We start from the raw sequence: 13,323 nt of genomic DNA, 5'->3' as shown, positions 1-13,323 counted from the left end.
CGTGATCGTTGCTTTCAGTCGCGATCAAGCGGGGAAGGAAGCAGTGGGTAAACTTCAGCTCGATCTATTTGCCGAAATGTTCAATAACCCTTCAGCCAGATGATCGAAGACAGTCCGAATTCTCAAACTGGTGTGCAATTCCCTGTGGGTTACCAGCCAGATGGGAAAGGTGACCGGAGCAACGTCCTCGAAGGCGGGAACGATATCAGGACACCGATCGGCGACTTCGTCCGCTCCCACACCAAGGCCAAACCCCAAACGCACATACTCCCAGGCAACAATCAGGCTTGGTGAGCTGAGCTTGATGTTAGCCTGGGTCACGTCAAGGCCCATAGCGCGCAGATAGCCGATCAGCTGTTCGTTGTCTTCATAGCCGAGAAAGTCGAGCTTGGGCGCATCCTCTTTCGTCAGCTTACGGCCGAACCGCTGAAGATAGGAACGGGCGGCAAAAATTTGGCCGCGCGCATCGCGCAGTTTGCGGGCGTAGAGTTCCGGATGGTCGGGTTCGACATGGCGTATTGCGATGTCGGCTTCTCTGCGGCGTAAATCGCTGACGCTGTTTGTGGAGACGACTTTGATTTCGATGCCGGGGGCTTTCCGGCGCAGGTCCCGCAAGATGTCCGGCAAAAGATAGGCAGCCATCACATCGGTCGTGGAAATGGTAACCAGTCCTTCGATCTGCTGCGATTGTCCCGAGGCCGAAAGAGAAACGCGGCTGGCGGCTTCACCCATGGCACGCACGTGTTCGGCAAGCTCAACACCTGCCTCTGTCAGTATCAGGCTCTTGTTGACACGTTCGAACAAGGTCACGCCAAGCGTTTCTTCAAGGGCGGCGACCTGTCGGCTCAAGGTCGGCTGGGTCAGTTTGAGTGCTCGCGCGGCCGCCGAAAGCGACCCCTCTTCTGCAGTGACAAGAAAGGCGCGTGCCTGGTTCCAGTCAAATGTAATGCTCTGCCAGTTCATGCAAATATGTATATCACCCAGTGGAAATTCGGCAATTCCCATTCAAATCTGAAGGGGTTACCTAGCGGTTCAAAGGAGTGTTTCCCATGAATCCGCAATGGCTGACAGTGACATTGGTGAGAATGATTGAGCTGGTCTTGTGCTTTCTGGCATCGCCAAGTGGCGGCCGGGAAATCGGCCGCGCTATTTTTGATCGCATTGGGCTTTGGGGCGGTGCGGGGAAACGCAAATGACACTTGAAACCCACGCGCCACATATCCCGGTCTTCAAACGTCGTCTTGGTTCCTGGCAGATTGCCGTCAGCCGACAGGGCTTTGCCGACGACCAGCTGCGCCGCGCTTATGACGATTGTGCGCCGTCCTGGCAAAGAACCATCGAGCGGCTCGGATTTCCACTGGCCTACCGGCAGGTTCTTCGCCAACTGGTGCCAACCCTGACAAGTGATCGAGAGAGGCCCGTAAAGGTCTTGGACTGCGGTGTCGGAACAGGCGCGATGGCCCTTGCTCTGGCTGCGGAAATGGACGCTTCATTTGAGCTGTCGGCTGTCGATATCTCACCGGTCATGCTTGAGGAGGCATCTGGCAAATTTGGGCTGATGGGCGTCAATTGTCAGCCGCAAGTCGCCGACATCAGGGCGTTGCCTTACGCCTCTGAAAGCTTTGACTTCGTGATGTGCGCGCATGCGATTGAGCACCTGGAGGTGCCCCAAGCTGCAATCAGCGAGATGTACCGGGTATTGAAACCAGGCGGAACTCTGCTTGTCGTGACCACCCGGAAAACCCTCTTCGGCACATTCATACACCTGAAATGGCGAACGCACCGACTGACTTCTTCGGCCCTGCGTCAGTGGCTGACGCAGAGTGGTCTGACCGACCTTGAGACGATGCCCGTCGGTGCCGGCCGCTGGACCCGGCTCTGGAGCACGGCAGTTTCAGGACGAAAGCCGCTGTCGACGATATGCGCCGCGCAAGACAATACGCCATGCGCCGCGTCCCGCTCTGCATGATAAGGATAAAAACACCATGACGATCACTTGGACCAACGACATGACCCCTTCAACCCGCTTCTGGAGTAAGGCCGCCAAGAAATACGCTGCCTCCCCTGTTAAGGACCAGAAGGCCTACGAAAAGACGCTGGAACGGACAACCGAACATCTCGGCCCGCAGGACAAGGTACTCGAGCTTGGTTGCGGTACCGGCTCAACTGCGCTTCTTCTGGCCGGAAATGTCAGCTCTTATCTCGCGACCGACTTTGCTGACGGAATGATCGACATTGCCAACGAAAAACTGCTTGCAGAGAAAGAACGGGGCAGTGCCTCGGCAGACGGATTGAGCTTTGCGGTTGCTGATGTTTTCAGTGAGGAGATCGAAGCCCGGGACGGCAAGGGGTATGATGCGGTGCTGGCTTACAATTTCCTGCATCTGGTTGAAAACCCGGAAGACACTTTGAAAAGAGTGCGGGACCTTCTGAACCCGGGTGGTCTTTATATTTCCAAGACCGTGTGCCTGAAGAAAAAGGCCTGGTTGTTCACACCGATGATCAAGGTGATGCAGCTGTTTGGCAAAGCGCCATTTGTGCGCATGTTGTCCTTTCAGGGCCTGGAAGACATGATTGCCTCGAGTGGATTTGAAATCATTGAAACCGGCACCTATCCGGAGCCTTACAGCCGGTTTGTGGTTGCCAGAAAAACTTGAACCACTGGTTTGTGCTGCGCCGGGTGAACACAATCGGTTCGAGGCAAGCTGCAGTTGCAGGGCTTTATGGTGGGTGATACGACAGTCGTCCCGCCAATATTGGTCCTTTGAAAGCATCTGATGCTCGTTCGCGACCGCGCGTTTTTCGCGTCCATGTTTCTGACGGTTCTGGCCGATCAGATCCTGCTCTTTCTGGTGCCGCTGGTCATCTTCCAGATCACCGGTAATGTCGCGTGGTCCGGCCTGGCGTTTTTCTTTGAAACATTGCCTCGTTATCTGACATTTCCGTTCGCAGGAATTTTGTGTGACCGGTATTCCCCGATCATGTTGTTGCGCGTCAGTCGCGTACTGCGAGCCCTTGTCTGTCTGATCGGCATCACGGGTCAGCTCGTTTTCGGTGGTGTCTGGTGGCTGATCGCGCTCTCCGCGATTGTCGGCGTGCTGACGACACAGGGACTGCTCGCACTGGAAATGGTTCTGGTCGGCGCATTCAAGGATCAACGCTTTGAAAAGGTGGCGAGCTACAGTCAACTGGCCTCACAAATGGGTGTCGTGCTTGGACCATTGACGGCAGCTTATCTGATGGTGTTGTGGCCTTGGGAAACCGTTGTGATCCTGGCAACCGGGTTGTTTGTTCTGTCGGACGCCGTGTTTCGGCTCTGGCCTGGCCAGCTGCGCTTGGCAGATCCCCCTGCGCCCCTCGAAAAGCGTCACCCTGTTGCTGATCTGAAGCATGCCTTCGTGCTGATCTGGCAATTGCCGGATCTCTTGCGCGCCATCTTTCAGGCCGCGGGTGTCAATCTGATAATCGGTGCAACGCTGGCAACCGCGGCAGCCATGATGACGGGCTTTTTCGATCGGTCCGAGCAGGAATATGCCTGGCTGCAGGTAGGGGGAGCACTAGCGACGCTCGCCGTTCTGACTTTGACAGCACATATCCATTTTGGTCTGAACACGCTCGGTCGCACGGCCTACGCGCTCATTTGTCTTGGCGCTGTCTTGACCGGTCTCGGTGCTCATCCGCTGGTCTACGCGCTCGGGTTCCTGTTGATTGCCGGCTTCGACAAGATGTTCAACATCTATGTGCGCACCCTGCGCAAGGAAATCATCCCGCCATCCGAGTTCGGCAAGACCACAGGCGCAATCATTTGCCTGAACAATCTGTCTCAACCGCTTGCAGGTCTCATGGTGGCAGTGTTTGCCTCCGGAGATGATGCAAGAGCTGTCCTCTTAGGGTTGGCGGCGGCTATGGCACTCATTGGCCTTGGCACTTTCCGGCACAAAATAAAAGCGTCTCATTGAAGAGGCAGGGTTTCCGCCGACCGGCGGACGATGCCTGCAATCTCGGTCAACTGACTGGCAAGAGGGCTGCTTCGTCTCCACACCATGCCGATGGTTCTGTTGGGTTCAGGGTCTTCAAACCGGGATATGGCGACCGGTGCGGATCTGGTTTCAACCGGAACGGCCATTTCGGGAATGAGTGTTACGCCCATTCCTGCACTGACCATCTGGACCAACGTGGACAGGGAACTGGCATCCAGAACTTCCCTTGGTGGCCCGGAGGGCAGATTGCAGAAAGACAGTGCCTGATCACGGAAACAGTGGCCTTCTTCCAGCAATAGCAACCGCATTTCCTTGAGACTGTCCGCGTTGGGCAGTGGAAGATTGGCTTCACCTGCAGTGCGCACCAAAACAAAACTCTCTTGTATCAACGGTATTTCTTCAAGTGAGCTTTCAGAGACCGGCAAGGCGACGATTGCCGTATCGAGCCGGCCTTCCTTCAGCTCCTGTATCAGCTTGGGTGTCACCGTTTCCCGGACATGAATGTCGAGTTCCGGGTAGTCTTCCTTGAGATTTCCGATCACCTTTGGCAACAGGTATGGGGCAATTGTCGGGATCACGCCGATGCGGAACCTGCCTACCAGCCTTTCACGCGAGGCGCGGGCGAGATCGCCAAGTTCGTCGGCTGAGCGCAGAATGTCTCTGGCACGCTCAACCGCCACTTCCCCAAAATGAGTGAGTCTGACCTGGCGTGCGCCTCGTTCAAAGAGCGCTGCTCCCAGGACGTCTTCCATTTCCTTGATTTGCATGGAAAGAGCTGGCTGCGAAATTGCACAGGCTTCCGCTGCTTTGCCGAAGTGCCCGTGGCGCGCGAGCGCTTCAAAATAGCGGAGTTGCTTCAGAGTGATGTTGATCATAACTATAACTTATCGAAGCGATCAGAAAATTCAACTTCTTCTGATGATTGTGGTTTGCTAGTTTAGAATCAGAACAGACTGGACTGATGGCCTCACATCTATTGGTGGTATTGTCCGCAGTCTGTTCAGCCAAGAATTGAAACGGTGTGGTCTGTCACTATTTCCAGAGCATACAGCGAGTTTCGCAAGGTCGTTCCGGCCCGCTGTCAAATTGCTGACAAAGGGTCTGATTTGTGTAAGCCGGTGCAATGCACCGAGTTTAGAATTGGAGAGGAAGATGGACGCTAAGGTCGATAAATCAGGTGGTTGTCCCGTTATGCACGGTGGCAACACGGCCATGGACAAGCCCGTCACCAAATGGTGGCCAAATGCGCTGAACCTGGACATCCTCCACCAGCACGGTGCGCGTACCAACCCGATGGATCCGGACTTCGACTACAAGAAGGCCGTGAAAAACCTCGATCATGAAGGTGTCAAAGCCGATTTGCGTGCGCTGATGACCGACAGCCAGGAATGGTGGCCGGCAGACTGGGGGCATTATGGTGGCCTCATGATCCGTCTGGCCTGGCACTCAGCCGGCTCATATCGCATGCAGGACGGCCGTGGCGGCGCCGGTTCTGGCAACATTCGTTTTGCCCCGCTCAATTCCTGGCCGGACAATGCCAGCCTGGACAAGGCCCGTCGCTTGCTCTGGCCGGTCAAGAAGAAATACGGCAATGCCTTATCCTGGGCGGATCTGATCATACTCGCCGGCAACATGGCTTACGAATCCATGGGGTTCAAAACGTTTGGGTTCGGTTTCGGCCGCGCCGACATTTGGGGCCCGGAAACGGATGTTTACTGGGGGTCTGAAAAAGAATGGCTGGCGCCCGCAGAAAACCGTTACGACAACACTGATAACGCGGAGTCGCTTGAGAACCCGCTTGCTGCTGTTCATATGGGTTTGATCTACGTGAACCCGGAAGGTGTCGACGGCAAGCCGGACCCGGTCAAGACCGGTGCGCATGTGCGGGAAACCTTCAAACGCATGGCCATGAACGACGAAGAAACCGCAGCGCTGACCTGTGGTGGACACACCGTCGGCAAGGCTCACGGTGGAGGTGCCGGTGACCACATCGGTGCCGAGCCGGAAGCGGCAGGTGTTGAAGGACAAGGCCTCGGTTGGGCAAACCCGGACCAGGACGGCAAGGCGTCCAAGGCTTTCACTTCGGGTATTGAAGGCGCATGGACGAAGGAGCCGACCAAGTTCGACATGGGCTTCTTCGACTATCTCTTCAACTATGAATGGGAACTGACGAAGTCTCCGGCAGGTGCCTGGCAGTGGAAGCCGGTGGATATGCCGGAAGATCAGAAACCTGTTGATGCCTCTGATCCGTCGATCCGTCACGATCCGATGATGACCGATGCGGACATGGCCATGAAAATGGACCCGGTCTACAACGAAATCTGCCGGAAATTCATGGCGGATGAAGCCTACTTCCGTGATTGTTTCGCGCGTGCCTGGTTCAAGCTGACCCACCGCGACATGGGGCCGAAGGTCAACTATATCGGTCCCGATGTTCCTTCCGAAGATCTGATCTGGCAGGATCCGATCCCGGCTGGTTCAACTTCGTATGACGTTGATGCGGTCAAGGCGAAGATTGCTTCCAGCGGCCTTTCCGCCGCAGAGTTGATTGCGACGGCATGGGACAGTGCACGTACCTTCCGCGGCTCGGACAAGCGGGGCGGCGCAAACGGCGCACGCATTCGCCTGGCACCTCAAAAGGACTGGGCTGGCAATGAGCCGGAGCGGCTTGCCAAGGTTCTGTCTGTTCTTGAGCCAATTGCAGCCGAAACAGGTGCTTCCATTGCAGACGTGATCGTGCTTGCCGGCAATGTGGGTGTCGAACAGGCGATCAAGGCTGCAGGTCTGAGCGCGACAGTTCCATTCTCGGCCGGTCGTGGCGATGCAACGGACGCGCAGACGGATGGTGAATCCTTTGACGTGATGGAGCCGCTTGCGGACGGTTTCCGGAACTGGGAAAAGGAAAACTACGTCGTCAGCCCCGAAGAAATGATGCTCGACCGTGCTCAGCTTCTGGGTCTGACCGCCCAGGAAATGACGGTTCTAGTTGGCGGCCTGCGTGTTCTTGGCGTGAACCATGGCGGCACCAAGCATGGTGTCTTCACGGATCGCGAAGGAGCGCTTACCCCGGACTTCTTCGTCAACCTCACCGACATGACCAACAGCTGGCTTCCTGCATCGGACGGCACATATGAAATCCGTGACCGCAAGCTTGGAACGCTGAAATGGACTGCAACCAGTGCTGACCTGGTGTTTGGTTCCAATTCCATTCTGCGGGCCTATGCTGAAGTCTACGCCCAGGACGACAACAGCGAGAAGTTTGTAAAGGACTTCATTGCTGCCTGGGCCAAGGTGATGAACGCAGATCGGTTCGATCTGGCCTGACACATTCACCTTGAAAGGTGAAAAACGGCGTCCCGGAGCAATTCGGGGCGCTTTTTTTGCATTGCGATAGCTGGCATTGATCGCCGGAAGCACCTATTTTCCTTGCATGGTCATTCTGCCATCATGATGGATATGCTGCACTGCGGAGTGGTGCCAGGAGGCAGTCCGGTCAATGAGTTTCGGCCAGCCGTCAGGTATCACGGCAGCTGAGCCTTCCTTGTGGAAAGTTCGAGTTCATGTTCGATCTGACAGGTCACAAAGCCCTTGTTGTTGGTGTCGCAAATGATCAGTCCATAGCTTATGGCTGTGCCAAGGCTTTCAGGGCACAAGGTGCCGATCTTGCAATTACCTATGCGAGCGAAAAGGCCGAAGCCTTTGTCAGGCCTCTGGCCGAAGAGCTTGAGGCTGAGATCATCGCACCGCTCAATGTACGGGACGAGGGTGAACTTGATGATCTGTTCTCTGTGATTGCCGAACGTTGGGGCAGGCTCGACACGCTACTTCATTCAGTTGCCTTCTCGAACAAGGAAGATCTCCATGGCCGGGTTGTCGATTGCTCGGCCGAGGGGTTCGCTCTTGCGATGGATGTCTCTGTCCATTCGTTCTTGCGCTTGATCCGGAGGGCCGAACCCCTGATGCCGGAAGGAGGTACGTGTATGACGGTCTCTTTCATGGGGGCTCAGCGCGTGGTCGACCGGTATGGCCTCATGGGCCCCGTAAAAGCTGCACTTGAATCGGCAACGCGCTATGCTGCTGCAGAATTGGGCCCGAAAGGCATATCGGTTCATGCGCTTTCGCCTGGTCCGTTGATGACGCGCGCTGCCTCGGGCATTGCAGAATTCGATGCACTTCTCAATGACGCTGCGGAACGCGCACCAACCCATCAACTGGCAACCATCGATGACGTCGGCGCTTACGCCGCGTTTCTGGCAAGCCGCGAGGCATTCAATGTAACCGGCAGTATTCACCCGATCGATGGTGGCTACAGCATTCTTGGATAGGAGCTTCTGATGAAGGACATTTTCGACGCTCTTGAAAAGGGACAGAACCAGTTCCTGGACATGCTTTCCGATGCGACTGCCTGGGCGCCTTCCGAGCACTCCACCCGTATGCAGGCTCAGGCGACGGAACTCACCAAGATGACGGAGCTTATGACCCTTGGTCTGACCCGGCACATGACAAGAATAGCCGACGTTCAAAAGGAGCATTGGCAAAAGAACCTGTCGGCTTTCAACAAGTCCATGCAAGATATGGGCGAAGCGCAGAAATCAGGCGCTCTTATCGACAACTGGAACAGCTATTGGCAGGACGCGGTGCAACGTACCGTGCTGACCATGGATACGTTGCGCCAGCGCGGCGACATTTTTCTGGAACATGAAGCTGCTGGGTGCCCACCGGTTCTGATTTACGATTACGAGCTTGTCGTGGACGGTGCCGACCTGCCGCGTTCATGCAACTACATGCTGCTCAAGATTATCCCGCCAAAGGACTCCAAGTTCCGCGAGCACCAACCCTGGAAACGGCCCTATATCATCATCGACCCGCGTGCCGGCCATGGTGCCGGCATCGGCGGTTTCAAATCGGATAGTCAGGTCGGTGTTGCGCTCCGTGACGGCCACCCCGTCTACTTCGTTGCGTTCAAACGCTGGCCGGAAAAAGGTCAGACGCTTGCCGATGTCACCAATGCCGAAGCTGCTTTCGTTCGGAAGGTGAAAGAGCTGCACCCAAGAGCGCCAAATCCGATAGTGACCGGCAATTGCCAGGGTGGGTGGGCAACGCTTCTTTTGGCTGCCACCAATCCCGATCTGACTGGGCCCATTGTTCTCAACGGCGCGCCTGTCAGCACCTGGTCCGGGCGGGTCGGGGAAAACCCGATGCGATACAATGGCGGGATTCTGGGTGGAACCTACAACGCCATGTACTATTCCGACCTCGGGCACGGCGTTTTCGATGGGGCAGATATCGTTCAGAATTTCGAGTTGCTCAATCCGGCGAGAAACTATTTCGGAAAATACTACGATCTCTATTCAAAGGTTGATACGGAGCCTCAGCGTTTTCTGGATTTCGAGCGCTGGTGGGGCGGTTATTTCCTCTTGAACGAAGCGGAAATGAAATGGATTGTCGAACAGTTGTTTGTCGGCAACCGATTGGCCAAAAACGAGGCGCAACTTGAGCCGGGGCGCAATATCGACCTCAAGGAGATCAGGGCGCCGATCATTGTCTTTGCCAGTTGGGGAGACAACATCACTCCGCCGCAACAGGCGCTCAACTGGATAATCGACAGCTATACGGACGAAAGAGAAATCGCAATCCGGGGCCAGCGCATCATCTACATGGTGCATGACCAGGTTGGTCATCTGGGTATTTTTGTGTCTTCAAAGATCGCGAAGAAAGAACATACGGAAGTTACGTCGACCCTGAAAACCATCGAAGCGCTGCCGCCAGGGCTCTATGAGATGACGATAGACGACTACGCCGGTGACATTCTGGAGCGCGAATTCACCGTGAGTTTTCATGAGCGCACAATGGATGAGCTCCGAGAGATTGACGATGGCCGGGATGAAGAACACGCCTTTGCAGCAGTCGCGCGCGCTTCAGAACAACAATCTGAATTTTATGACGTCTGTGTTCGGCCGTTTGTACAGTCCGGCGTGACTGAGCAAAGCGCAGATCTGCGACGCCGCCTCCATCCACTTCGCGTGCAGCGGTCCATGATGTCCAGCCTCAATCCTTTTCTTGGACTTTTGCCGGGCTGGGCGGACAAAGTGAAAGAAAGCCGGACGCCTGCGGGTCCAAATAACCCGTTTGTAGAACTTGAGCACCTCAATGCGGCTCTTGTCGAACAGTCGATGGATCTCTTCCGGGACCTTCGCGACACAATGTATGAGAACTTGTTCCTTTCAGTTTGGGGCTCGCCCTATATGCGGTGGTTCGGTCACAGCAGACTGCCGGGACGCACGTTGAAACGGAAAGAAGATCTGCGCAGCTTGCCACCGGTTCAGGCAGCCTTGATGCGCATCGAAGAGGGTGGCTTCTGCGAAGCTGTTATTCGCATGCTGATCTTGCTTGCCGAAAGCCGTGGAGCCGTGCGCAAGGATAGACTGGAACGGTCGGCTCGGGTTCTCACTCAGGATGAGCCCTTCAAGTCGTTGGCTGCCGATGAGCGCAGCTTCATCCTTCAGGAACAGACATTGATCGTCGAGTTTGCCCACGAAAAAGCAATAGAAAGCCTGCCGAAACTGCTTAAAACGGCCGAAGAGCGAGAGCTAGCGTCCAATGTGGTTCGATTTGTCCCGGGTGCCTTGAAGGAAATGGCGCCTCATACTCTGGAGACCTTGCAGAAATTTCAAAAGGTCCTGGGCTTGCCGCCGGTTTCGGAAGACATCACTGAAAACCCACTGGAAGCGCAGGTGAAATGGAAGAAAACAGCTGCTGAAGCGAAGGCATCAAAGAGCGCCTCCAGAGAGAAACCGGAATCCTCTGAAGCAAAAACGGCGGTTGTCAAAAAGTCGTCTGCCCGAAAGGCACCGGCCCGAAATACAACAGCCAAAAAGTCAACTTCAGCGCGCAAGCCGCGGCGCGCCGTCGGAAAATCGCAAGAACCGGCAGAATGAAAAAGGGGCGCCCGGGCCTCTCGGACGCCCCTCAGAGCCCCCCTGGATTGTTGTTGGAGTTTGGCTCTGAACAGCAGTGGCAGCTTTTTGTGCCAAGCTTGTCTAAAGTCCCGGAATCCTGCAAATAGGCTCGTCTCGGAACGCTCTTTCGGTAAAGATTCTGCAAAACAGAATACCAAGACCACGTCACTCGGCAAGGCCTGAAGAGCTCTGCAAATATTAAATTTTGTCCTGTTGATGACCATGCATAGAAATTATGCACGGCCGCAACCATAGGAGGTGGTTTCCGCAGGGGAAGTAAAGGTCAACTGGGGAAGCCTCTTCACAGGAAGAGACGGATCGCCAAACCTTTGGCCCAATTTGGGGTCAACTCTTCCAACAACACGAGTGGTGCTTTGGCAGCCGATTGACTGCTACGGTAGGACGTATTGAAAATCAGTGGCAGAGCGGAATGTTCGACTGGACGTACAAAAAGAGATTGAAGGACGACCTTGAGGTCTGGGTGTCCAATGGATGGGTGAAGCCGGATGGAGCGGCGCTGATCCTCAAGGACCAGGAACAGGGCGATGGCCGCTCACGATTGCCGATGGTGCTCGCGGGTATCGGCATGATGTGTGTGGCATTGGCCGTATTCGCTTTTATCGCCGCAAATTGGGGGGTGATCCCCAAAACAGTGAAGCTCGTTGGGATTGCCTGTCTCATTGTGGCGAGCCACGGTCTCGCAGCATTGGCCGCTAAGGGTGGAAAAAGGGGCGTTGCCGATTTGGCAACCGGATTTGCAACGCTTGTCTTTGTTGGGGGCATGGCTCTGGTCGGCCAAATTTTTCATCTGCCGTCAGACTGGGCCGGAGGTGCATTTCTCGTCTGTCTAGGTGCGCTCGTTGCAGCATGGGTCACAGGCTCCAGGGCGTCTGTGGCTGTTGCTGCCATCGCCGCGATTACATGGCAGGTCATGAGGGAAGACTTCGGTGAACCTGGTCTGCTGCCTGGCCTTGTTGGACTGGCATTGCTCGTCGCCACTTTCGCACATTCCATAGTCTATCCGGCACGCTTGTCCAGGTGGGCCGCGATCGTACTCTTTTGGGTGACCTATGGTCGCTGGTTTGCCGAGACGGCTGACATCCTGAGCGGCGGGGACGATATCGTTCTGGCAATGGCTTTGGCTGGCATCGGCGGCGTGGCAGCGCTCATGGTTCAGCTCGACCCGGTTGCGGACCTGTTTGTCAAATGGTCGAGCGATCGACCGCTGCGAAGCCACGGCCATTGGCTGATGGCGCGGTCGCTTCAGGATGCCGGTATCATGATCCTTTGCATTCTGCTGGTTCTGTCGCTCATTCTCGTGCCCGAGATCTCCGACGACCTTGTCTCTGCAGGCCTTCTGGCACTTCCTGCCTTGGTACCGCTCGCATTGGCGGTGCTCCTGTGCGTGGTCGGCTTGGTACTTTCCTTCAAGACGACAAAGGCCCTTGCACTCTTTGCTGCTGTTGGGTTCGCGCTCTTCGCAATTCTCGTGCCCTTGGCCACTCTAAATGTTCTGCTTCTATCAGCATTCAGCCTGGCCGCTCTTGTTGGCCTTTGTGCACTTGGAACCTGGAACAGCAACCGGTTCTGGATGCTCTGCGCCTATCTCGGCCTGACAGCCGTTGCGCTTTGGCTGCTTGAAGTCACCATAGGTTCATTGTTGGGTCAGTCCTTGTTCTTCCTGGTTGCGGGAGTGCTGTTGCTTGGGGTGGCGCTTTGGCTGGCACGCGTCTTCAGACGGAGCGGGCAAGTGAAACAATCCCCGGCGAACGAGGAGGTCCTGCCGACATGAGCGATGTTGCCGGAACACTGCCATCTACCCGACCCAGTTTCCTTCGCCTGCCATATTTGCGGTGGGGCCTTGTGGCCATCATTCAACTGTTCCTGATTGCAATTCCACTTGCTGACCGGTTTGACGTCCAGCGAAATGGCCAGGTGGTGCCGTTGGAACTTGTACCGGTGGATCCGAGGGACCTTCTCAGAGGGGACTACGTCATCATAAATCTCGCAATCAACAGTCTCTCAAAAGATTTGAGTGAAGGCGACAAAATTGCTGTGGGAGACAAGATCTTTGTCGGCCTGCAGGCAGGAGCAGGCAAGGCAGCGCAGCCGGTTGTTGTGAGCGTGGAGCGCGACAACGCCGGCGATCTGGCCATGTCCGGGACCGTGCGTTCCCTCACTGAAAACGAGATCCGGGTTGACTATGGCATAGATGCTTTTTTCCTGCCCGAGGGCGAAGGGAGGATCATTGAGCGTCTCGATACCAGCCGCGTTCTGCTTGAAATCGCTGTGACCGAAGATGGCAGGTCTCTGCCGCTGACATTGCTTGTTGACGGTAAGGCGTTTCAGTCCGATGCAGCCTTTTGACCTGGAGGCCGTCAGAC

The 13,323-nt window shown here is 55.7% G+C and carries 11 protein-coding genes; 9 read left to right on the top strand and 2 right to left on the bottom strand.

The window, feature by feature from the left end:
- Positions 1–54: 54 nt before the first annotated feature.
- A complete protein-coding gene (locus tag K1718_RS20610) occupies positions 55–963 on the bottom strand; it encodes a LysR family transcriptional regulator (protein WP_265680998.1) in 909 nt (302 codons plus the stop codon).
- 86 nt (positions 964–1,049) lie between these two features.
- On the opposite strand from K1718_RS20610, the gene K1718_RS20605 reads away from it, so the two are divergent.
- The 4 genes from K1718_RS20605 (at position 1,050) to K1718_RS20590 (ending at position 3,959) form a co-directional block, all read left to right on the top strand.
- Complete coding sequence (locus K1718_RS20605; protein WP_265680999.1) at positions 1,050–1,196, top strand: hypothetical protein; 147 nt, start codon at positions 1,050–1,052, stop codon at positions 1,194–1,196.
- Positions 1,193–1,969, top strand: coding sequence for a class I SAM-dependent methyltransferase (locus tag K1718_RS20600; RefSeq protein ID WP_265681000.1), 777 nt, complete (start codon positions 1,193–1,195; stop codon positions 1,967–1,969). The genes K1718_RS20605 and K1718_RS20600 overlap by 4 nt, the downstream gene beginning before the upstream one ends.
- Positions 1,970–1,985: 16 nt before the next feature.
- Complete coding sequence (locus K1718_RS20595) at positions 1,986–2,657, top strand: class I SAM-dependent methyltransferase (RefSeq protein WP_265681001.1); 672 nt, start codon at positions 1,986–1,988, stop codon at positions 2,655–2,657.
- Positions 2,658–2,777: 120 nt separating this feature from the next.
- The gene (locus tag K1718_RS20590) at positions 2,778–3,959 is read left to right on the top strand and encodes an MFS transporter (protein WP_265681002.1); all 1,182 of its coding nucleotides are present in this window, start codon (positions 2,778–2,780) and stop codon (positions 3,957–3,959) included.
- On the opposite strand, the gene K1718_RS20585 is transcribed toward K1718_RS20590, so the two are convergent.
- Positions 3,953–4,855: a hydrogen peroxide-inducible genes activator gene (locus tag K1718_RS20585; RefSeq protein ID WP_265681003.1), complete on the bottom strand. Its 903-nt coding sequence runs from the start codon at positions 4,853–4,855 to the stop codon at positions 3,953–3,955. The two genes, K1718_RS20590 and K1718_RS20585, sit on opposite strands and share 7 nt — an antisense overlap.
- A 277-nt stretch (positions 4,856–5,132) precedes the next feature.
- On the opposite strand from K1718_RS20585, the gene katG reads away from it, so the two are divergent.
- From katG to K1718_RS20560, 5 genes are all read left to right on the top strand, one after another.
- Positions 5,133–7,304 carry a catalase/peroxidase HPI gene (gene katG / locus K1718_RS20580; RefSeq protein WP_265681004.1) on the top strand — a complete coding sequence of 724 codons (2,172 nt, stop codon included), beginning with the start codon at positions 5,133–5,135 and terminating at the stop codon, positions 7,302–7,304.
- A gap of 236 nt (positions 7,305–7,540) precedes the next feature.
- The gene (fabI, locus tag K1718_RS20575; protein WP_265681005.1) at positions 7,541–8,305 is read left to right on the top strand and encodes an enoyl-ACP reductase FabI; all 765 of its coding nucleotides are present in this window, start codon (positions 7,541–7,543) and stop codon (positions 8,303–8,305) included.
- Positions 8,306–8,314: 9 nt separating this feature from the next.
- Entirely contained in the window at positions 8,315–10,918 is a 2,604-nt protein-coding gene (locus tag K1718_RS20570; RefSeq protein ID WP_265681006.1) for a DUF3141 domain-containing protein, read from the top strand.
- Between the two features lie 451 nt (positions 10,919–11,369).
- Complete coding sequence (locus tag K1718_RS20565; protein ID WP_265681007.1) at positions 11,370–12,731, top strand: DUF2157 domain-containing protein; 1,362 nt, start codon at positions 11,370–11,372, stop codon at positions 12,729–12,731.
- Positions 12,728–13,306, top strand: a complete 579-nt coding sequence (locus tag K1718_RS20560; protein WP_265681008.1) for a GDYXXLXY domain-containing protein — start codon at positions 12,728–12,730, stop codon at positions 13,304–13,306. Before K1718_RS20565 ends, K1718_RS20560 begins: the two co-directional genes overlap by 4 nt.
- Positions 13,307–13,323: the final 17 nt, after the last annotated feature.

The organism is Roseibium porphyridii (genome assembly GCF_026191725.2).
Taxonomy (GTDB): Bacteria; Pseudomonadota; Alphaproteobacteria; order Rhizobiales; family Stappiaceae; genus Roseibium; species Roseibium porphyridii.
Note: the sequence above shows the minus strand (reverse complement) of the source record. Positions and strands in the feature narration are given on the sequence as shown.